General features: G+C 47.2%; 18 protein-coding genes. 10 read left to right on the top strand and 8 right to left on the bottom strand.

The features are described 5' to 3' along the window. Positions 1 to 399: 399 nt before the first annotated feature. From ACO6VG_RS18025 to ACO6VG_RS17990, 8 genes are all read left to right on the top strand, one after another. Positions 400 to 1,551 (top strand): hypothetical protein, encoded by a 1,152-nt coding sequence (locus tag ACO6VG_RS18025; RefSeq protein ID WP_422475022.1) that lies wholly within the window; start codon positions 400 to 402, stop codon positions 1,549 to 1,551. A 277-nt stretch (positions 1,552 to 1,828) separates the two neighbouring features. Next, on the top strand, positions 1,829 to 3,010 hold the full coding sequence (locus ACO6VG_RS18020) for a hypothetical protein (protein WP_422133583.1): 1,182 nt from the start codon (positions 1,829 to 1,831) through the stop codon (positions 3,008 to 3,010). A gap of 81 nt (positions 3,011 to 3,091) precedes the next feature. Further along, complete coding sequence (locus ACO6VG_RS18015) at positions 3,092 to 4,195, top strand: hypothetical protein (RefSeq protein WP_422475020.1); 1,104 nt, start codon at positions 3,092 to 3,094, stop codon at positions 4,193 to 4,195. Between the two features lie 220 nt (positions 4,196 to 4,415). Beyond that, the gene (locus tag ACO6VG_RS18010; RefSeq protein WP_422475018.1) at positions 4,416 to 5,390 is read left to right on the top strand and encodes a hypothetical protein; all 975 of its coding nucleotides are present in this window, start codon (positions 4,416 to 4,418) and stop codon (positions 5,388 to 5,390) included. 536 nt (positions 5,391 to 5,926) lie between these two features. Then, entirely contained in the window at positions 5,927 to 6,454 is a 528-nt protein-coding gene (locus ACO6VG_RS18005; protein ID WP_422133579.1) for a GNAT family N-acetyltransferase, read from the top strand. Positions 6,455 to 6,556: 102 nt separating this feature from the next. Then, positions 6,557 to 7,012 carry a GNAT family N-acetyltransferase gene (locus ACO6VG_RS18000; protein WP_422133578.1) on the top strand — a complete coding sequence of 152 codons (456 nt, stop codon included), beginning with the start codon at positions 6,557 to 6,559 and terminating at the stop codon, positions 7,010 to 7,012. A 190-nt stretch (positions 7,013 to 7,202) separates the two neighbouring features. After that, positions 7,203 to 7,484, top strand: a complete 282-nt coding sequence (locus ACO6VG_RS17995; protein ID WP_422411772.1) for a nucleotidyltransferase domain-containing protein — start codon at positions 7,203 to 7,205, stop codon at positions 7,482 to 7,484. 149 nt (positions 7,485 to 7,633) lie between these two features. Next, the gene (locus ACO6VG_RS17990) at positions 7,634 to 8,527 is read left to right on the top strand and encodes a hypothetical protein (protein ID WP_422475016.1); all 894 of its coding nucleotides are present in this window, start codon (positions 7,634 to 7,636) and stop codon (positions 8,525 to 8,527) included. Positions 8,528 to 8,556: 29 nt separating this feature from the next. On the opposite strand, the gene cydC is transcribed toward ACO6VG_RS17990, so the two are convergent. Together cydC and cydD are read right to left on the bottom strand one after the other, a co-directional pair. Beyond that, positions 8,557 to 10,245, bottom strand: coding sequence for a heme ABC transporter ATP-binding protein/permease CydC (gene cydC / locus ACO6VG_RS17985; protein ID WP_422475014.1), 1,689 nt, complete (start codon positions 10,243 to 10,245; stop codon positions 8,557 to 8,559). After that, a complete protein-coding gene (gene cydD / locus ACO6VG_RS17980; protein ID WP_422475012.1) occupies positions 10,238 to 12,013 on the bottom strand; it encodes a heme ABC transporter permease/ATP-binding protein CydD in 1,776 nt (591 codons plus the stop codon). Before cydD ends, cydC begins: the two co-directional genes overlap by 8 nt. A 207-nt stretch (positions 12,014 to 12,220) precedes the next feature. Here cydD and trmJ point away from each other — a divergent pair, with 207 nt between their 5' ends. Then, on the top strand, positions 12,221 to 12,982 hold the full coding sequence (trmJ, locus tag ACO6VG_RS17975) for a tRNA (cytosine(32)/uridine(32)-2'-O)-methyltransferase TrmJ (RefSeq protein WP_422133573.1): 762 nt from the start codon (positions 12,221 to 12,223) through the stop codon (positions 12,980 to 12,982). An 11-nt stretch (positions 12,983 to 12,993) separates the two neighbouring features. Here trmJ and ACO6VG_RS17970 read toward each other — a convergent pair whose 3' ends face one another. Next, on the bottom strand, positions 12,994 to 13,893 hold the full coding sequence (locus tag ACO6VG_RS17970; protein ID WP_422133572.1) for a hypothetical protein: 900 nt from the start codon (positions 13,891 to 13,893) through the stop codon (positions 12,994 to 12,996). A gap of 195 nt (positions 13,894 to 14,088) precedes the next feature. Here ACO6VG_RS17970 and rarD point away from each other — a divergent pair, with 195 nt between their 5' ends. Then, positions 14,089 to 15,015 carry an EamA family transporter RarD gene (gene rarD / locus ACO6VG_RS17965; RefSeq protein WP_422475010.1) on the top strand — a complete coding sequence of 309 codons (927 nt, stop codon included), beginning with the start codon at positions 14,089 to 14,091 and terminating at the stop codon, positions 15,013 to 15,015. A gap of 67 nt (positions 15,016 to 15,082) precedes the next feature. Here rarD and glpK read toward each other — a convergent pair whose 3' ends face one another. The 5 genes from glpK to rlmD all read right to left on the bottom strand — a co-directional run bounded on the left by glpK (position 15,083) and on the right by rlmD (position 22,309). Then, positions 15,083 to 16,591: a glycerol kinase GlpK gene (glpK, locus tag ACO6VG_RS17960; protein WP_422133570.1), complete on the bottom strand. Its 1,509-nt coding sequence runs from the start codon at positions 16,589 to 16,591 to the stop codon at positions 15,083 to 15,085. 126 nt (positions 16,592 to 16,717) lie between these two features. Continuing rightward, positions 16,718 to 17,533, bottom strand: a complete 816-nt coding sequence (locus tag ACO6VG_RS17955) for an MIP/aquaporin family protein (protein ID WP_422133569.1) — start codon at positions 17,531 to 17,533, stop codon at positions 16,718 to 16,720. Between the two features lie 314 nt (positions 17,534 to 17,847). After that, positions 17,848 to 18,669, bottom strand: a complete 822-nt coding sequence (mazG, locus tag ACO6VG_RS17950) for a nucleoside triphosphate pyrophosphohydrolase (protein ID WP_422133568.1) — start codon at positions 18,667 to 18,669, stop codon at positions 17,848 to 17,850. Continuing rightward, on the bottom strand, positions 18,666 to 20,912 hold the full coding sequence (gene relA / locus ACO6VG_RS17945) for a GTP diphosphokinase (protein ID WP_422133567.1): 2,247 nt from the start codon (positions 20,910 to 20,912) through the stop codon (positions 18,666 to 18,668). Before relA ends, mazG begins: the two co-directional genes overlap by 4 nt. Positions 20,913 to 20,968: 56 nt before the next feature. Beyond that, positions 20,969 to 22,309, bottom strand: coding sequence for a 23S rRNA (uracil(1939)-C(5))-methyltransferase RlmD (rlmD, locus tag ACO6VG_RS17940; RefSeq protein ID WP_422408983.1), 1,341 nt, complete (start codon positions 22,307 to 22,309; stop codon positions 20,969 to 20,971). Between the last annotated feature and the right edge of the window lie 149 nt (positions 22,310 to 22,458).

Genomic DNA, 22,458 nt, shown 5'->3' with positions numbered 1-22,458 from the left:
CGTTGGGCAGTGGACGTTGGCAACAATCTGCTTCCCAGCCCCCTGAGAGTCATTCAGATGGTAAAATGACCTGGCCAACTGAGCGAAATTAACAGCAACAGAGTCCCAGCAGTGACTCTGTTATGATGCTTTTGTCGAATCGTGCCATCTTTGTGTCAATTCGCTTCAAAACTGCCCCACATCAGTGAATACTCGCCCTTATTTATACCAGGCTGTCGCTCAAGACAATACGTCAGTTTCTACCTGATCGCCACTAGCAGCTCGCCGAAGATTTACATTTATACAAAGACGTCTATTGGTCGCTAGAAGAACTCATAAAAAAAGTTATATCAAATGTTTAAGCTATTCTAAGCTTCAAATGTCTGGAAATTGATATTCGTAAAAAATAGGTAGTTAGTAATGAATATAGACGTCAGATTAATTATTGTATTCTTTCTCTACTCGCTATCATTTTATTCCAACTCAAAAGACTTACACTTTAACTGGAATCTGGAGCTGAACGACAGGTTGCTGATAAGTGGTACAGCCACATCATCCCATCATTGTGGTCATAGAGAAGATTTAACAGAATGTAATTATGAAGACCTTACTCAATCGAAGACTGATTGCTCAGGGTATGATTTTTGCATCTATGAAGTAACTACTGTTACCTCTATAGAATTCAATCAGACTCAATCTTGTAATATTATACCAATGTTCTTTTACAGTTTGTTAGGAGATGGCTTCAATAGCCTTAAACATAGCTCCCTGACTTGTTATACACTTAGAAGTCAATCGCCAAAGACGACATCTTCAATTGCTGAACTGTTATATTCCACTTTCTGCACTCCCTGCTTCATGCCTGCTGAGCTGGTTTCTCAAGATTCGCAAATTCAGCAAGAAAGAGTGAAGGAGTTGAAAGCAGCAACACCAAACCATTTGCCAGATCATGTAACTATCCATAGCCGCTCAATATTATCTGAAACAGCTGTGTCAAATGATCGTCATACGTTTTTATTGTCAAATACAGAAGCTATAGACGATGATACCCATATATTTGATCTCTTCCTGAATAATCCGGAAACACAAAAATGGATAATAGCGCATCTAAATCTTAAAAACGGAATGATGTTACAACTGATAATACCCGGGCTATTCAATACAGCTTTACCCGCTATGATTTTTGTGCAGCATCAAACCAGTGAAGATAACAATGTAAGCCTGCAACCCTCACATTTTGTATCAATATATTTTCCTAACGAAGCCAGAGTGCAATACCACATTAAGAAATTATCCAATAATGATATACAGGTATTAGCAATTGTAGTTAGCTCTCATCTTTACACCCTGACATTCGCTATTGATAACTATGATATTTCAGCCAACCAGCCTCCTGCGTATTCTAACCAGGCAGAAGTAGCACCAGCAAACACCTGTCATTGCCGAGGAGCATGTAATTGTTCCAACCAAAGAAAAAATGATACAGATGAATCACAGGGCACAGAAGACTCAGATTATCAGAGTGACAGCATTATTGGTCATGTAATTTCAGGTCTGGAGCAGTTGAAGTGAACATCAGATTAAACTACTTATTCTCCTGTATATTTCTCAGACTTTATCATCTTGAAGCGGTCGAGAATAGGATTACCCGAAGCCGACTACATTCACGAAGACAGGTAAAAACACCCACATATCAGGTTGACAAAAAACTCTATACGTTTTTTTAGAGTTGTACAAGGACGTCTAATAGTTATTACAAGCTTCATGAAATTGTTATATGAAAGTTTTGTGCTACCTTTCACCTCTGATTTCTAAAATTCGATATGAGTGAAAAAACAGGTATTTAACAGTGAAAGAAAGCGCCAAATTAATGATTTTATTCTGTCTTATCTTGTTATCATCTTATTCAAACTCAGATGCCTTGCACTTTAAATGGAAGTTGGAGCATTTGGGTAGATTAGTACTCAACGGCACAGCCACATCATCCACTCATTCTAGTCATAGCGGGCCTACAAGAGAATGTTACTGGGATGATCCCACCAAAGGTTTTAGTGATCTATCCGGGGATTACATTCTCATTTATGAACTGCTTTCTTCGATCAATATAGAGTTTAATCAGCAGAACTCTGGAAATAATGTACCCGTTTTTTTTTATGAGTTGCTAGGAAATGGCCTTCATAACCTTCAACATAGCTTCCACACTCGTTACACACTAAGAGGTCAAATTGAAACCAGGAAATCCATGATTACTGAACTTATATTCTGTTTATTCTGTCCTTGTTTTTTTGTGGCTGGCAATGGGGATTATCAAGACTTGTTGGACGAAAAAGTAAGAGCGCTGGAAGCAGCCACACCAGAACATTTGCCAGAGCATGTAACTATTGACAGCCGCTCTCTATCTCATACAGCTGTGACCAATAATTATCAACAGTTTTTATCGTCAAACACAGAAGCCATAAATGATAACACCCGTATATTTGACCTTTTCCTGAATACTCCGGAAACTCAACGATGGATTATAGGGCATCTGGATTCAACGACCAACCATGTATTGGAATTGATAATTCCCGGATTAATCCGAACTGCTATACCAGCTACAGTTCTCGTGCAAGAGCAAGGCAGTGAAAACTTGCAAGCGTCACATTTTTTATCATTAAACTTTCTGACCGGTACTAGAGTGCAATATCACCTTAACAGGTTATCCAACAATCAAATTGAGGTACTGGCAATTGTTATTAGTTCTGCTGGTTACACTCTGACACTCGTTATTGATAATTATGATGTTATAGCAAACCAGCCTCCGCCACATTACACCGAGCTACCAATACAGTTACCATTACAACAAGCCTGTCATCATCATGGGGCATGTAATTGTGCAACTTCAAGAAATAATGATACCCATAATTCAAATTATCAGCGTGAAACCATAGGTGATAATGGCCAGGACATGCTCAATCATGCAGAAGTAATAGTGCCGCTGGGCACCCAGGAATCGCAAGATATGGATGGCAAACTCAATACGAAACTGTAATGAACATCAGGTTAAGCTGTTTCCACCCGTTCACATTTCTCAAGCATAATCGTTTTACCTCTGAGCAACAGGTAGTTAACAATGAAAACAAACGTCAGTGTAATAATTTTATTCTTTCTTTACTTGCTATCGTCTTATTCAAATGCAGAAGACTTGCACTTCAGATGGAAGTTGGAGCATCTGGGTCAACTTGTACTCAATGGTAAAGTCACATCATCCACTCACTCCGGTCATAGCGAAGCCACAAGAGAAGGCTATTGGGATGCCCTCACTAACTATTTGAGTGGTATTTCCGGAGATCATTTTGTTATTTACGATCTGCTCTCTGACACCAATATAGAATTTTACCCGCATGATCCGACCATTAATGTGCCCGATTTTTTTCATGGCTTATTAGGAAATGCCAGCCATGACCTTCTACACAGCTTTCATACTCGTTACACACTAAGAGGTCAAACAACAACCAAAACAGGATCTATTGCCCAATTATTATGTTGCATTTTCTGTCTTCCCTGTTTTTTGAGTAGCAAGATAATTAATCAAGACATTCTGGAGCAGGAAGCAAAACTGAGAGAGCTGGAAACAGCAACACCAGACCATTTGCCTGAACATGTCACGATCGATAGTCGCTCTATGGCTCATATAACTATGACCAGTCATTATGAAACGCTTTCGTCATCAAACACAGAAGTTATAGACGATGATATCCATATATTTGACCTTTTCCTGCGCAATCCGGAAACACAAAAATGGATAACAGGATATCTAAACTCGGAGACCTACCTGACGCATGAATTTATAATACCCGGGTTATTCAATACCGCCAGACCTGCTGAGGTTCTTGTGCAAGAGCGAGACAGTGAAAACGAGAGTGAAGATGATGACACCCTGAAACCAACAGATTTTGTATCATTATACTTTGATGACGGAACCGTCTTGCGATACCACCTCAAGAGATCACTCACCAATGACCTTCAGGTATTAGCGATTTCGGTTAGCTCTAATTATTATACCCTGTCGTTTGTTATTAATAATTATGATGCTTTAGCCAACCAACCTCCCCTGATTCTCTCTTTGGCGGAACTTAGATTCTTTGATCCCTGTGATTGTAGTGGAGCATGTAATTGTGCACTCCCAAGATATAATAATAGAGATGGCTCAAATTATGAGAGTGACACGCATTAGTGTTTATGTATTTTTTAGTGTGAAGCAGTCAAACTGACATCCGCTTAAGCTGCTTCCATCTGTTTATACTCCCACAAAGGCAGTTAAAAACACCTATACATTAAGTACCTAACCAGTTGCTTATGCTTACAAAAAAAACTCAAACGTTTTTCTTTTTTTAAACTAGTTTGAATACTTCACAACTAATGATAAAACTGTACTATAAACTGTGAGGTTTTCGTTGAATAAAACATTTCCTTCTTTCTCAAAAACTTTAACTCCGTCTTTTCTTCTGGCTGTTTCGATATCTCTGTCGACGAGCACCTATGGATTACCAAAGGACACATTGTGTGAAGAGTATGGAGAGCGCTTCAATTTGGCTAACTCACCCTCCAGTCGTGGAGGAGCCTATGGCGAGTGGATTGATAATAAATGCAACATCACTGTTCTTCCATTAAGCGAGCTCAACAGGAAGGTTTCTCTTGTAGATGCCAGACTCCCGATTGTTTTGAAACCATCTCCGGTTTCTGACTCGGGAGGCTCCATAGCCCGCGACCGTCAAAATCACAAAGAAGTAGATGTGTCATTTATTTCATTCGACAACATAGAACCCACCTCGCATACAGTCAAATATTATCCAATGTATTCTCCCAGTGCTAGCAATGATGGTTATTCTGATGGCTTAACACGGAAAGAACCCACCTTAATGGCAGCTCCGGGCTATGAAGAGGAAGTTCTTTTGGAACTGCCGGGCGATGTGATTATTGAAAATGGTTTCATCATCGATCGCTCTCAACTCAAACCCACCATCAGTGGCTGTTTCCATTCAGGTCTTGCCCTTTTTGGCGCATTGATTACTGGCGACGTTTCAGGTGTTGGCTTTTCAGATATAGGTCTTCCCGCATGCACTGGCTTATATATGGGAGGACCTGACTTCACAGCCCCTGTCAGCAAAATCCGACAGGCAACTAAAAAAGGTAACTCAAGAGGCAGTAACGGAAAAGCTGGCGCCAAAAGCAAGAAAAATGGAAATGGCCAGAAAGGTGGTAGCCATGGACGCAATGGAAAAAGTAGCAAAAATGGTAAAAACTCGGGTGCCAGTGGTGGTGCCGGTGGCGGCGAAGACCCCTTTCACAGCAATAAAGGCCTTCACTATATGACGGAGCCACTTTATAAGACGGTTGGTTATAGATGCCATAAAAAACCTGGCCAGTAAGAGACTGGAGAAAGGCTTTGATCGAACTTCAGCCTCGTCAAGATCACTCATAGGACAAATCAAAAAAGGAACAAGGTCCTTGTCAGATGATCAGAGAGCATTCATTCACAGTACTGAGCTCTATAGATCAATCAGTTATTTATTATAAGTACTCTGCCATACGGAATCGAATATTTCTGGCTTGTTGGGCAGGTGCTCTGCAAGGCGCAACGACGGGAACATAGCAAGCTATGTGACCAGAGTTGCAACGCAGCACGACTGCATGGATGCAGGAGCTAGAGCAACGCAGGAGCAGTTGCCGCGAGTGCCTGAACAATGAGTCAGAAAATATGATTTCGTATGGTTGAGTACTTAAAGTCCTTTTGATCCTGAAGCACTCTTCAATCGACGATATTGTTGAGTGCTTTTGATGAAAGTGTTAAAGGCCAAGCCATGTCAGTGACTTTAACATTATCTCAATAAGCCCCAAAACAGGGATTTTTGTTTAAATCCATGGCAGGATATCAAACAGGAAGAAACAACAAGAGTCTGACATTATGGAAAAAACAATTGCCACAGACCGGTTAATCCTCAGAGCCTTCACTCAGCAGGATGCTGACCAGGTACAGACACTGGCTGGAGAGGAGCAGGTAGCCAGACTGACCGAAAATATTCCCCACCCCTACCCGGACGGACTGGCAGAAAAATGGATTAAAGATCAAGAAAGCCTGAGAGAAACAAACAGCGCTTTTGTGTATGCCATCAAATTGAAATCATCAAGTACACTGATCGGAGCCATCGGATTGAATAACGCAACTCATACCGAGGCTAAATTAGGTTACTGGCTGGGTCTACCCTTCTGGGGGCAAGGGTATTGCTCAGAAGCCGGACAAGCACTGCTAAACCACGCCTTTGAACAGTTACCACTCAGCCAGATCCGGGCCAGGGCACTGACCAGGAACATAAAGTCCGAACAGGTTCTTTTAAGGCTCGGTTTTCGGTCCACTTCGGAAATTCTTGAAAAAGTAAAAGAGGACATGGATACGGTAAAGTATTATGTTCTGAACCGGAGTCATTCACGATGAGCCACCGAAACTAGTCAAGATCGTGATGCTCACCCGGCAGCCAGCGGATCACAGCATCAGCTTTGCAGATTAAATAACCATTCAGCAGTAAAAGAATAATTTATGGAAATAAAACTAGACGACCTACAGGGTCAGGAAATTGCCCATCTGCTCCAAGACCACCTGGATGATATGTATAGTCACTCACCGGCAGAAAGCGTTCATGCCCTCGATATTGAGAGGTTGCGTTCGCAAGACATAACCTTCTGGTCCGCCTGGATAAACCGCAACCTGGCAGGTTGTGGTGCATTAAAAGCCCTCTCGCCCTCTGAAGGCGAAATCAAATCCATGAAAACCTCATCTGGCTTTCTCAGAAGAGGTGTAGCTTCCGCCCTCTTAAAAAATATTCTCAGTGAGGCAGAACGAAGACAATATAAGACCGTGTACCTGGAAACAGGCTCCATGAATCACTTCAAACCGGCCTGTGAGCTTTATGAACGCTTTGGTTTCGAGCCCTGCGCACCTTTTGGAGATTATCACGAAGACCCCAACAGTCTTTTCTTTTCAAAAAAACTGTGAACCCATAGCGCCCGGAATTCTGAGTGAATACCGGGTGGCTGGTTGCCTGAATCTTTATCATACCCCTGGAACAACACATCTCTTTTACAGGCAGCAAGTAAACACAAAAATAATGCAAGACCCGTCGAGAGCTTTTTCTGGCACCTGTGAAACGATATGATTTTCCCCGAAAATCATCCGGATAATCATTATGAGATTGACTGAACAGGAACAACAGATCATCAAAAAGGTCATTCAAGGTTACGATGCAAAGTCAGTGATTCTATTGTTTGGTTCGCGTGCTGACAGCGGTAAGAAAGGCGGCGATATTGATCTGCTGGTAACTTCACAAACACTGGGCATTGTAGATAAACTCAATATTCTCGCTGATCTGCATGGTGAACTGGGTGAACAGAAAATCGATATTGTGTTAGACAACGATGGTTCCGGAAATTTTGCCAGATCAGTTCTCCCCACTGCGATTAAACTTTGAATAAATTGATCCGCCACAGGGTGACCCATGACTGATAAAATTGATCACTACCTGCATGACAAGCTGTCATAAGCCGTCATGGGTAGCCTTCTATACTGAGAGTGTCTTCTTTCAAAACACAATAAGGACAGCTCTACAGGGACTTAATCATGACCAGCAGCGTTGAAAACTGCCTCAATATACTTCGCCAGGACCTTCTTCAGGACATTCCCACAAGCCAGCAGACATCTGCGAATAAGCCTCTCTGGCTCGGAAGGCGTGTGGTCAGAAAAGTAAAGGGTTTCGGTCTTAAGCTGGCCGATATACTCAGGGGCCGGGGCTGGCTCAGTAATAAAAAGATCAATGAACGGGAAATTCGCGAATGCCGGTGGGCTCGAAGTGTTGCCGGGGCTGGACTGGTTGACCAGAATTTTTTTCCTGCCAACATTCCTCAACAGGAGCTTGTTGAGCGCACCCGCCTCGCCCGGGAACTCTGGCAAAAAGACCCGTACAGTTTTGCTCTCTGGTGCATTGAAAACGATCAACCTTTCCCGGAACACTTTCTGGAGGCAGAGCTTATCCCCTGGCAGATGGAGCAATTTGCCAGCCTGGGCCTTAATCGCAATCATGCGGCCCGCATGTCCCTGCGCCTGAGCATTGCAGTTAAGCTGCTGCATCCCTCTGAAGCCGCTGGTCAAAGGGAAAGCCTGTTAACCGTATTGCCCACAGATACCCCGGATGAGATTGAAAGAAAGGAGAAATATAACGAAAAACTTCTCAATCTCGATCATGATGAGGAATCAGCCGATATGTATCTGGACAGTTTTATTGGCAACTATACCCCCAGTGAACAGATCGAACTCCTGAAAGCCTGCCGGGATGAATTGGCGACCCACCCGGAAAGTCATCAGCTATCCGAGCAGAACCTGCTGAAAAAAGTGATCAGTGACCGTCAAAAACAGGAGACCGCTCAATTTCTAAGCGAGCGACAAGGCAGTGATGACAGTCTTGTCGACTTTGATACCGAACTGGACGAGAAAGGTCGTCCAAAAAAACCGTCATGACGATAACATTTGTGGACCATATAAGCCTCCTAGACAATACGTCCGCCATCCATTCGAATCACTCGGTCCATGCGCTCCAGCATGGCCTTCTTATGAGTAATCATAATGACGGTTTTATCCCGGTATGCGTCCAGAATCAGATTCATCAAATGATCCTCACTGACCGGGTCCAGACCTTCACTGGCTTCATCCATAATCAACACTTCACCCTTTTTCAAGAGTGCCCGGGCTATTGCGAGCCTGCGCTGCTCACCACCGGAGAGAGCGATCCCAGCCTGTCCCAACCATAGATCCAGCAGGTTCTGTTCACCCTCAGCCGCCGCAAGACGATCCAGGCCTACCACTTTGACAGTTTCCAGTAGCTCACTGTCTTGCGCTTCGGGTCGGGCCATTTTCAGATTTTGCCTCAGCGTCGTACTGAACACATGGGTTTGCTGGGGAATCACCGTTAATAATTGATAAAGTGAAGCCTCGGAATATTCATTAATAGCAATGCCGCCCAGCTCGATACTGCCCTCAAAACCCGGTAGCTGCCGGGTCAGGATACGGATCAGTGTCGATTTACCACAGCCCGTTTTACCCAGTAACGCCAAGTGCTGACCTGCCGGAACATCAAGACTGATGCCATCCAGAATCATCGGCCCCGCTGCCGAAATTCCCGCAGCTGCGGGGTATTGGAAACACAGATCCCGAAAAATGATATGACCCTTGAAGGCATCCGGAATGGTTTGATCACCAAACTCAATAGCTTCTTCTTCAAGGATCTCTGTCAGCCTCGCAGCGGCCAGTTGAGTGTTACCGAGAAACTGGAAAGCACCCGGCAGAGGCATCAACGCCTCAAAGCCTGCCAGTACTGCAAAGACGGACATAACCATCACTGGTCCGGAAATAACGCCTTGCTGGTATTCCCCTGCAGCAAGATAGAGCATTATGACCGCTGAAATACCAGCCCCAGCCACCATCAACGCACCACCTAGCCCCTCCAGCCTTGACATTTTTCTCTGGATATAACTCAAATTTTGCCCGGTAACATCGATACGCTCCCTCATCCGGAGTTCTGATCCATAAATTCTGGATTCGGCCATGCCCTGCAGATAATCCAGGGCTTTCTGTCTCAGCTCCCCCAGAAGTTTGCCCTGTGCCCGGCCACTCCTGAAACCCAGACGGTAGAACATCACCGGCAGAACGATCAACCAGACTCCCATCAGCAGCAGCGCCCCCTGAGCCAGAACAGGGCTAAAAAAGCTCAGCCCAAGAGAAAGCAGAATCACAACCAGCACCGCAGCAATAACCGGACTGAACAGTCTCAGATACAGCTGATCCAGGGCATCAACGTCCGCCACAAGGCGGTTCAGCAATTCAGCCTTACGATAACGTTTCAACTGAGTCAGAGAAAGTGGGAGCAGTTTTTCGAAAAACCAGCTTCTTAACCAGGCCAACAGTTTGAAGGTCGCATCGTGACTCACCAAACGTTCAAAGTAACGGGCAGCGGTACGACCGATTGAAAAACCTCTGACCCCGGCACCGGGAGAGAAGAAATCAAATCTCTGAGCGGTCACGACCGTCAGACCAGCCAAAGCTGTTGCCGTGATAAACCAGCCTGACAGTGCCAGCAACCCAAGACTGAACAACAAGGTTGCCAAAGCCAAAAACATACCCACAGACAGTGCCCCCCAGTGCCTGCGATAAAGCTTTAAATAAGGCAACAACTCACTCATCATCCAGACTCCCTGCTAAACCGGCCACAAAAGCTTGCACCACCGCAGACTGTTGCCTGAGGACACCGGGTTCACCATCAGCGACCAACTCCCCGTTTTCAAACATCAACACTCTGTCCATCGAATCTAACTGCTTGAGTCGGTGGGTGACAGTAATGACAGTGCATTGCGGATCGATGGCTTCCAGAGCATCCAGGACAAGACGCTCATTGTAGGCATCCAGGCTGGCCGTTGGCTCATCGAGAATTAACAGTTTTACCGGCTCGGCTATAGCTCTTGCCAAAGCTATCCGCTGTGCCTGCCCTACGGAAAGATTGCCTCCCTGTTCTTGCAGCAGACTGTTCAGCCCTTCCGGTAGCTGTTCGACAATCTCCATAGCCTGAGCCTTTGCCAGAGCCCGATTGACCTGAGATTCATCCAGATCCCGACCAAATGAAACATTTTCATAGACCGTGCCATGAATAATCAGGGGCTGTTGGCCCAGCCAGGCAATTCTTTTGCGCCAGTCATCCATTGACAGGCTGGAGAGGTCTTCACCTGCGGCTCTGATTTTACCCTGGTAGTTCCAGAACCCCATGAGGGTATTTACCAGGGTCGACTTACCTGCCCCGCTGGGGCCAATGATGGCCACTCGCTCGCCAGCTGCAATATCAAAAGAAACATCCCTGAGCAAAGCTCTGCCACAGGCACTGCCCTGAACCGTCAGACAATCAGCACTGAGTGAAACCGGCACGTCCATAGCCATTGAATTGCTGCCCTGATGCATCCCGGACTCTTTGCGCTCTAGCAGCTCAAGGATCAATTCTGCTGCACCCACCGCTTTTGACTTGGCGTGATAGTGCGTTCCCAGATCACGCAATGGCTGATAGAACTCAGGCGCCAGCAACAGCAGAAACAAGCCGGTATAGAGCGTGACCCCGGCACCATAACTGCCAAAATTCAGATAGCCCAGAAAGCTCATTCCCAGATAGACGGCGAGAATAGCAATGGAAACAGAAGCAAAAAACTCCAGCACCGTAGAAGACAGAAAGGCCAGTCGCAGTACCTGCATGGTTTTGTGTCGAAAGTCTTCACTGGCCGATTTCAGCGACTGGTGCTCATGATAGGTCCGCTGAAATAACCTCAGCGTTTCCATGCCCTGCAAACGATCAAGGAAAAAACCACCCAGTCGGTCCAAGGCCCGGAAATTCCGTCGATTCGCTTCGGCTGCCTTCATCCCGACCAAGGCCATAAATACAGGAATCAAAGGGGCTGTTCCCAGGAAAATCAGACCGGCAGTCCAGTTCACTGGAAAGGCCACGATGAGTATGACCAGCGGAACCAGAACTGCCAGAGCCATTTGCGGAATGTAACGGGCAACAAAGTCCTGTAACTCTTCCACCTGCTCTACCACCATGGTCGACCAGCTACCAGCTGGCTGCTCTGCAATGACAAGAGGGCCAAGAGCTTTCAGCTTATTGAGAATAGCTCCTCGAATAGTCTCCTTGACGATCAACCCGGCTCTGAACCCGGTGATCTCCCTGCCCCAATGACAGAGTGCCCGAAGCAGGATAATCATAGCCGTCAGAATCAGGTCATGGATCAAAGACTCCCTGACTGCGCCTTCCATTACGATCTGATGAATAATTTTCGCCAGCAACCCAGCCTGAGCCAGAAACAACAGACCATTGATCAAGCCCAGTATGATGGCTACCAGCAACCAGTTCCGGGTAGGACTGAGCTGGCCAATCAACCATTTATAAGCCTGCTTCTCCGTAATACGACTCATAGCAGAGGACACAACCTGAGGGGGAAAAGAAGACTATTCTATCTGAACTCGGGTGGTTATACAGTCAGGCAACAGTAAATTACCGTCACTCTTCAGATGGAATGGCAATAATTCAATCCGGTTTCACCCAACCGGTCGTAAGTTAAAACGACTCAACGTATAATGGCCTGCTTTTAACCCCTCTTCTCAGTGCTAATTCGGGTTACGATGCTGTCTAACATTCGCATTATTCTGATCAATACCTTTCATCCCGGAAACATTGGCTCCGCCGCCAGGGCCATGAAAACCATGGGACTCTCAAATCTTTGCCTGGTCTCCCCGCAACGATTCCCGGATCCGGATGCCGAATCCATGGCAGCAGGAGCCCAGAACGTTCTGGCGGCTGCCAGAGTATTTCAGACCCTGGATGAAGCAATTGCTGACTGCTCAATGGTAATAGGAACCAGTGCCCGCACCCGCAACCATACCTTTAACCGCCCCATGCTGACGGCTGAAGTTTGTGCCGACAAGCTGGTTGCTGAAGCGGCCCGAAATCCGGTGGCACTGGTTTTTGGTCAGGAGACTATGGGACTCACCAATCAAGAGCTGGAGAAATGTCATTATCATGTCTCCATTGATGCTAACCCTGAATACCCTGTGCTCAACGTGGCTTCTGCCATTCAGATTCTCTGCTACGACATTCGCAAGGCAGAATTGCGCAAGAGCCAGCCGGATTTCTCAGGCGACGAAGCAGAAGAATATCCACTGGCCCGTGAGCTTGAATATTTCTACGAGCACCTGGAAGAGACACTCAACAACATCAACTTTATTATCAAACAGCACCCTGGTCTGGTAATGACCCGCCTTCGTCGTCTGTATAACCGGGCCAGGCCTGAAGCCAAAGAACTGAATATGCTCAGAGGCATTCTTGCCGCTGTCCAAAAGTCAGTCAGCAGGGAAAATAGCCCCATCAAAAAAGACAACGAATGACGTTTTGCAGGTCAGTGACAGGCTCTTAGCGGCAGGCTGTTAAACAATGCCGCCTTGAGAGCAGCAGGAGCGGCAAATGAAGAACCTGTCAGCAATCGCCAGAATTTTTTAGGGTACTCTGTCATTTTTCGTGAATAGCCGGTCAGTCGATTTAAGGGAATATCTACACACTGGTCGCCATTGAGGTCATAACCAACGGGCTTACCTTCAGAATCATCAATACGGATGACTTCGTAGGCAGCCCGGGCGTAAGTATCAACAAAGGGATTATTAGCAACAAAGTGTTGCAACTCTGGTTCCACAGAGCCGACCGTGACTACATCATCCGCAAGAGAAAAGGTATTGATCATTCCTCTCCCGCCATTACCGGCTATGGTATAGACCTGTATACCCTGAGTGGTAAGTGCCTCCAGAGCCATTATAATCTGGTAAGTGGTTTTCCAGACTTCATCCGCCTGCCCCATCTCCCTAACTTTCTTCTTATACTCTCCTGCCCGCTGCAACTGAAGTGGCGCTTTGAATGTGCTGATCAACGTAGAAGACTCCCAGGAAAGAAGAACGGCATCAACGGGCTGTTTTTCGAAGCGAGCCAGAATATTCTGAAGGTTGACGAGGATTTCTGACATGGGCTTTTTCCCATCCAGAATCGGGTATTGGATAAACGTAATCTGAGGGTGAGACGCTATCATCCGAACCACATCACCATGATAAAAAGGCTCCCGACGTTCATCGTCGTCTAAGTCCATCATGCCATACAGCCAACCATGGAGAACTCGCTCTTCATCATTTTTAAAACCTTCGGCCGGAGGGAAAAAGCGATCGATGATCGCTACACGATAAACAGGTAACCGCACTTCGGCCTGAGTAAACAGACTCAACAGAACTATCGTAAAACCGGTAATCCATCGCATCGCAGCCTTTGCATCCTTTACTCATCCATCAGTAAAGTCATCGGCTTAAGGGCTTTTTTCTCAATGCGTGCTTATCAATAGAGAAGTGGGTTAACTCGAAACAAATGTTCAGGCACAATGTCCCTTCGTGAAAAACAGAACACCATGCTCGTCACCATAACTGCGTAATTAGAAGTAACCATTTAAGGAAAAAGAGTGTCCGAACAACGAGATTTCTCTGGCTTTGCATTGGGTATAATGGCCTTTACCATCTGGGGGCTGGTACCCATTTATTTCAAAGCTCTGGAACACGTACCTCCGCTGGAAGTATTGGGACACCGCGTATTCTGGTCAGCTTTATTGCTGCTGGCCCTACTGAAAATAACAGGTACGATTTCAGAGCTAAAGCAGATTTTCTCCAGTATCAAACTGTCGGGAACACTGACACTATCCGCTATTCTCGTTGGTGCAAACTGGTTGATCTTTATCTGGGGTGTGACCAATGACAGGATTCTTGAAACCAGTCTCGGTTATTACATCAACCCACTGTTTAATGTTCTTCTGGGCTATCTGTTTTTGAATGAAAAACTGTCACCGCTCAAACAGATTGCTATCCTGCTGGCTACTGTCGCTGTCATCTATCAGATACTGATGTTAGGTATTGTGCCCTGGGTTGCTTTTGCCCTGGCTATGTGTTTTGGCTTGTACGGACTGGTCAGGAAAAAGACTCAGGTGGAGGCTGTACCTGGCCTGGCTTTCGAAACTCTGATTCTGCTGCCAGTGACTCTGGGATATTTTTTCTGGCTCTACAAAAGTGGCAACCACAGTTTCCGTTTCTCGGACCCTCACACCAGTCTACTGTTGTCTCTGGCCGGATTGGTGACCACCGTCCCTCTGGTTTTGTTTATCACGGCGGCCAAAAAGCTGACATTAACCACAATCGGTATCCTGCAGTATCTTGGTCCATCCATTTCTTTTTTGGTTGGACTGTTCGTCTACAAAGAACAGGTGACTCAGGCTCAATTAATCACCTTTGGTCTGATCTGGCTGGCCCTGATTATTTTCACCTTTGATGGCTTGCGTAAAAAGTCATCTCCAATGAACCAGAAACCGAACTCAGTCAAGACTCAGAGCGCAGAGTAAATAACCCCCATTGCAATCGCGAGCCTGCCTGAGCAGGCTCATTTGCAATAGTATCAGGAAATTTACATCACTCCTGATTTTCCCATGACTGACTGCGAACGACCGCTTTCTTCCAACCGTCGTAAAGTTTCAGACGATCTTCATCGGACATCGACGGAGCATAGACTCGATCAACGGAAACCTTATCCTTTAACTCATCAGTGCTTTTCCAGAAACCAACGGCCAGGCCCGCAAGATAGGCCGAACCTGCGGCAGTGGATTCTACAACTGTCGGGCGAACCACTTCAGTGTCGAGAATGTCAGACTGGAACTGCATCAAAAAGTTATTGGCTACCGCACCACCGTCGACGCGCAACTGTTTCATTTCAATTCCGGAATCCTGTTCCATTGCGTCAATCAGATCACGGGACTGATAAGCAATGGCTTCCAGTGTTGCACGAACTATGTGGTTACGGTTAGCTCCCCGGGTCAGGCCAAAGATCGCACCACGCGCGTAGGGATCCCAGTAAGGGGCACCCAGACCTACAAAAGCAGGCACAACATAAACACCGTTAGTGTCGTCGACTTTATTGGCGAAATATTCCGTGTCGGCAGCATCACGGATCAGTCCCAGTTCATCACGAAGCCACTGAACTGAAGCACCACCCATAAATACGGCACCTTCCAGAGCGTATTGCACTTTGCCATCAATACCGAAAGCTATGGTGGTCAGTAAACCGTTTTCTGATTTGACCAGCTCACTCCCCGTATTCATCAGCAGGAAGCATCCTGTGCCATAGGTATTCTTGGCCATACCTTTTTCATGACACATCTGGCCGAACAGAGCCGCCTGCTGATCCCCCGCAATACCGGCTACAGGAATGCGGGTACCGCCTTTTCCACCAATGTTAGTCTGGCCATAAATTTCAGAGCTGGATTTCACTTCCGGTAACATAGAGGAAGGAATTCCCATAGCCTTCAGCAGGTTTTCGTCCCAGTCCAGTCTATTGATATCGTACAGCATGGTGCGCGAAGCATTAGAATAATCGGTGACATGGGCACGACCTTCGGTCAGCTTCCAGGTCAGCCAGGTATCGATAGTACCGAACAGCAGATCGCCGTTTTCAGCTTTTTCACGAGCACCTTCTACATTGTCCAGAATCCACTTGATTTTCGTTGCCGAAAAATAAGCATCCAGAACCAGACCGGTGGTTTCCCGGATATAGTTTTCCAGACCTTCTTTCTTCAGCTGCTCGCAGATTTCGGTTGTACGACGACACTGCCATACAATGGCGTTATAAACAGGGCGGCCAGTGTTCTTATCCCAAACGACAGTGGTTTCACGCTGATTGGTGATACCCAGAGCAGCGATTTCGTCAGAACGAATACCTGTTTTAGCCAGAACTTCCGTCAGCACAGAACTTTGGGTCGCCCAGATTTCCATCGGGTCGTGCTCAACCCAACCCGCCTGTGGGTAGTGCTGGGTAAATTCACGCTGTGAAGTTCCCACCATGTCACCGTCGTGATTAAAGATAATGGCTCGGGAGCTTGTAGTACCCTGGTCTAATGAAACAACGTATTTCTTCTCAGTCGTCATAATCAATCTTCTTTATCATTCAGCTCTGGGCTGATATCAGCAGTGCACCCAGTTAAGCCTGTTATACAAAACAGTGAAAAAGACCGCGCTTTCTATGTAACAGGGTGCGTAACGGGTTTTACTGTGTTATGTGGTTTTTATCTCTAATTGGCTCGATGTTGTCTCGGGCTCTAATTGTTTGCCTAACAGGTTAATGTAAATCCATGCGCCAGCCATTGCGCCGCCGATCGGAGCCACTATTGGTACCCAAAAATAGGGATTGGCTCGAGCGCCGGTCAGAGCCACTTCACCCCAACCTGCCATATAGGTGAACAGCTTGGGACCAAAATCCCGGGCAGGGTTCATGGCAAAACCAGTCAGTGGGCCAAAAGCAGAACCAATGGTCGCAATCAGCAAACCGATCAGGAGGGCAGACAGCGCACCATTGGAGTCACCATTGTTGTTATCACCAATAGCCAGAATAACCCCCATCAGCACTGCAGTAATCACAAACTCCACAGCAAATGCCTGCATATTGCTCAGGGCACTGTGCGCATAGGTGGAAAAGATACCCGCTGTGGCCAGGCTCTCTTCGGAACCACGGACGATACCTTGAGACAGTTCAAAATCGGCAAACAGATTACTATAAAGAAAATAAACCAATGCAGCGGAACAGAAAGCACCCAAAATCTGGGCAAGGATGTAAGGCACAACCTTGTGCTTTTCGAAACCTTTAAACACAGTCAATGCCAAAGTGACTGCCGGGTTCAGATGAGCGCCGGAAACACCACCGGTTACGTATATCGCCATAGAGACGCCCAGCCCCCAGACAATAGAAATTTCCAGCTGACCAAAATCCGCGCCTGCCAGAACCAATGCGGCAACACAGCCAACACCGAAGAAAATCAGAAGGCCAACGCCGATAAACTCAGCCAGACATTCACCAAAGAAAGATTTTCGCATAAAAATGAGCTCCGCCCACGTAGGTATACATTCAAGATATTAATTGCGAGGCCTTATAAAAACTTGTTTATTTTTAGCAGCCCCGACAGCGGGCAGATTATTTCAAACAACAACAAAACTCATCAACGCAAAACCATTGATTTAAGTCAACCAATGTTCAAACATGTTCGTTTTTTTTCTAATCAGGTCTATCACTCCGCGCATTATGTAAAGAGTCAAGCATCTTGCTCTGCTATTTTTTCAATGTCGTGCCTTTCGTGGGGCCAGGGTGGAAAAATGTCAATGTTATTTCTGCAAAGGGTCAAAAAAGCCCACTAACGAACTTTTCCCAGCTGCCAGTACGCTTCCATTTCTTCCAGTGTTAACTGATGAAACTCATGGCCTTCTTCAGCAGCCCTTAATTCCATGGTTCGAAAACGCTTCTCAAACTTGTCACTGGCTTTGCGCAATGACAAGTCCGCATCCACTGAAAGATGACGCGCAAGATTGACACAGGCAAACATCAGATCACCTATTTCTTCTGCAATCCGATCATTGCCCTGCTGTTCTCGCACAGCTTCACGTATTTCTTCCATTTCTTCCTGAATCTTGTCAAACACGGGTTCGACTTCTGGCCAGTCAAAACCGACCTTTGCAGCCGCTTTTTGCAGCTTGAACGCTCTTGTTAACGAGGGTAAAGCAGCCGGTAATTTTGACGGCATGGCCGACTCTGAAGTCTTCTCCCCCCTTGCCAGTTTCTCTTTCTGCTTGATCGCCTGCCAACTTTCAACGACTTGATCGGAAGTGGTGTCATCATTCGGCGACATTCTGGATTCCAGGGTTCCGTCAGGGAAAACATGGGGATGACGACGCACCATTTTCTCCACCAGACCAGCAGCGACCTGATGAAAATCAAAGAGCCCGGCCTCTTCTGCCATTCTTGAATGAAACACTACCTGAAACAGCAAATCACCGAGTTCTTCACGAAGGTTTTCAAAATCCTCGCTGGCAATGGCCTCCAGAACTTCACAGGTCTCTTCCAGTGTATAGGGGGCTATAGTCGTAAAGTTCTGCTCCAGATCCCAGGGGCAACCAGCTTCGGGGTCCCGAAGCCTGCTCATAAGATACAGCATATCCTCCAGGCTACTCTGACTCATCTGCCTTCCTTGCGATAACGCGCAACTTCGACCACGTTGGGCAGCTGATTGACTTTAGCCAGGACTTTACTCAGTTGCTGCAGACTCTGAACTTCAACCGTCAACAACATATTGGCAATGTTGTCTTCCTTGCTGGTTCGCGTCTGTACTGAGAGAACATTGACACGCTCATTAGCCAGAACAATGGTAATATCGCGCAGCAGCCCTGAGCGGTCATAGGCGGTGATGATAATTTCCACCGGGTACATGTATTCCGGAGAATAGCCCCAGTTCACCTCTATCAGTCTTTCCGGTTCCAGCTCCTGAAGATTCAGGGCGTTATTGCAGTCCTGTCGGTGAATGGTGACACCACGGCCGATCGTGATATAGCCTATGATGGGATCACCGGGCACCGGTTGACAGCAGCCGGCCATCTGGGTCATCAGATTACCCACCCCGTCAATGGTGATAGTACTGTCTGACACTTTTTCCTGAGGTGCCCGGGTACGTATCTCAAACTCTTTTTCTGCTTCCGGCTCCAGCTCTCTTTGAGCCAGGGCTACGGCCTGGGTGACACGATAATCGCCAGCTCCGATGGCTGCGTACATATCATCCATTTCCTTAAAGGGCGTCTGAGGCAGGAGATCGTTGAAATCAACGCCCGTCAGAGCCAGACGTTTGAGTTCAGCATTGAGCTGACTACTGCCATCAACAATATTGGAGTCGCGATCCTGCTTTTTCAGCCAGTTGGTAATTTTGGCTCTTGCCCGATTGGTATTGACATAACCGAGATCCGGGTTGAGCCAGTCACGACTGGGTTGAACATTGGGTCCGGTCAGAATTTCTACCTGATCTCCGGTTTTAAGATTGTGATTCAGAGGCACAATGCGGCCTCCCACCTTAGCGCCGCGACACTTCAAACCCACTTCTGAATGAATTCTGAAAGCAAAATCAATGGGCGTAGCACCCAAAGACAGATCCACTACATGACCTGCTTTTGTGAACACATAAATACGATCCGGCTCGACATCAGAACGCCACTCTTCAGCGATGCCTCCCAGATCACCCAACTCTTCATGCCACTCCATGACATTACGCAGCCAGTTGAGCTTTTCTTCATAACTGTCACTTTTGGTATTAACGTCGGTGCCCTTGTACTTCCAGTGGGCACAAACACCCAGCTCAGCTTCTTCATGCATCGCTTCGGTTCGAATCTGTACCTCAAGCGTTTTGCCTTCCGGTCCAAAGACCGCTGTGTGCAGGGAGCGATAACCATTCTCCTTGGGCGTTGCGATGTAATCATCGAATTCCTGAGGGATATGATTAAACAGAGAGTGCACAACACCCAGAGCCGCGTAGCAATCCCTGACCTCTCTGGTAATCACCCGAAAAGCACGAATGTCATAAAGGTCCCTGAAGTCCAGCCCCTTGCGTTTCATTTTTCGCCAGATGCTGTAGATATGTTTCGCGCGACCATAAACATTGGCTTCTATCTGAGCTTCACCCAGCGCTTGCCTGAGTTGATCGACAACATGGTCAATATATTGCTGGCGATCGGTTCTTTTCTCATCCAGCAGGCGGGCAATACGTTTGTAATCCTGAGGATTCAGATAGCGGAAGGAAAGATCTTCCAGCTCCCACTTGATATAACCGATACCCAGGCGGTGAGCCAGGGGGGCATAGATTTCAAAAACCTCACGGGCCACCCGGCGGCGCTTGTCTTTATCAGCATCTCTCAAAGCTCTGATGGCACAGGTACGCTCTGCCAGCTTGAGCAGTGCTACCCGAACATCGTCAATAATAGAAACCAGCATCTTGCGGACTTTTTCCAGCTGGTCCTGACTCTGATCCAGCACCTGGGTTCTGGCCGGGTTAAGGAGTTCACTGATGGCGGCCATACCCTGAACATCTTTAATCAGACGAACGACGGTCTTGCCGAAGTCTTCTTCCACCTGTTTCATGGACAGTCTGTGTTCACGAACAGCCCGATAGAGAGCAGCAGCCACCAGCGTTTCAGTATCCAGCCTCAGCTCTGCAAGGATTTCAACCATCTCAAGGCCGGTACGAAAACAACCCAAACCTGTAGGCCAGACAGTATCTGCCTGCTGACGAGCCTCAAGCTCGGCCCAACGACTGAGTTCACAGGCAGCCCTGAGGCGATCCGTTCCGGTCACACCAAAGCTTTCCTGCATACGCACCAGCCAGGCATCCAAATCGATGGAGCCATCAAAGCGAACGGGATGATCTTCTCTTACCTTTACCATGCAAGTTTTCCACTTATTTCTTCGGAGGCACTGCCTGAATGAAGGGATCTCCTGAATCAGGACTGTTTAAAAAGTGCCATGGATTCGACATGCCCGGTTTGCGGGAACATGTCCATCACGCCTAATCTGACCAGCTTGAACCCCTGTTGGGCCAGGGCTCCGGCATCTCTGGCCAGGGTTGCAGGGTTGCACGAGATATAAAGCAACCGATCGGGTATATGACCTTTCATGTGTTCAATAATTTCAATAGCACCGGTTCTGGGAGGGTCCAGCAACATGGCGTCGTAATGTTGATGCAACCAGCCCTCCCCTGACTTGTTCCCCTCAACCAGAGCAGCAAGGTTGGCCTGATAAAAGTGGGTGTTTTTCAGACCATTCAGACCGGCATTGAATGCAGCTCTCTCAACAGCCCCCGCACTGCCCTCGACACCAACGACAGAAGTTGTCTTTCTGGCCATTGCCAGAGAAAAATTGCCAAGACCACAAAAAAGATCCAGCACCCGGTCTTGCGGTGTCAATTCCAGCCAATCCAGAGCCTGTGCCACCATTTGACAATTAACAGGCCAGTTGACCTGGGTAAAGTCTGTTGGCCTGAACTGAAACCTAAGGTCCATCTCCGGTATCCGGTAATACAGCCAGGGATCAGCCACCGGAGAGTAGAGGCAACGGGTAAGCTTCTCATCCCCCATCAGGTACAGGTGCAATTGCTGCTCCCGGGCCATTGCTTCCAGCCTGTTCAAATCCTCGGGCGGCAACCCCCTGGTGTGTCTGAGCAGAATGGCGCGGCCGGAATCAGCCAGCAACAGTTCAGCATGACTGATCGCTTCTCGCTGGTTCAGTTCTGGTAAACAGTCTCGCAGCAACGCCGGTAGTGACTGCAAGGGTTCTGCCAGGACCGGACACTCACGAACATCGACAATCTGTTTACTGCTTCTCTCCCTGAACCCGAGTGATAAGTGGCCCTTCTTCCAAAGGATCGACAAACGGGCACGATAACGATAACCATAGGGTTGAGAAGCCAGAGGTTCAGCTATTGCCATGGGCGTCAGCGACGAAAACCGCTGCAACTGATCCAGTACAATACTTTGTTTGCCCTGAAGCTGGCCCTCATGGGACCAGTATTGCAGGCTGCAACCACCACAGACTTTAAAATGTCGGCAGGGAGGAGAGACGCGCTCATCTGAAGCAGACTCTATATCAGTGACCCGACCACTGCTGAAACGACGTCGATCTTCTGTCAGCAGGACCGAAACCTGCTCCCCGGGAAGCGCCCCATCGACAAAAAGGGTTTTGCCTTTTAATCGGGCAAGACCCCGACCATCATGGGAAAGACCCTGTACAAGAACTTCTCCAACGACCCGACGTCTGGCGCCCGGAGAAGCCTTCTGAGATCGCATGAAACTGTATCCTTCAGATTCAGAAATACACACGCAGCCTGTCAACGAAACAACACAGCCCCTCACAACAAGAAGCAGTGCCGGAGTGAATAATGCTGTATTTTCACGGGAATAGCTGCGTAAAAATTAATACCGTTGAGAATTGTACC

Source organism: Endozoicomonas sp. ALB032, assembly GCF_049310125.1.
GTDB lineage: Bacteria > Pseudomonadota > Gammaproteobacteria > Pseudomonadales > Endozoicomonadaceae > Endozoicomonas_A.
This window is presented reverse-complemented; position numbering and strand designations above follow the sequence as displayed.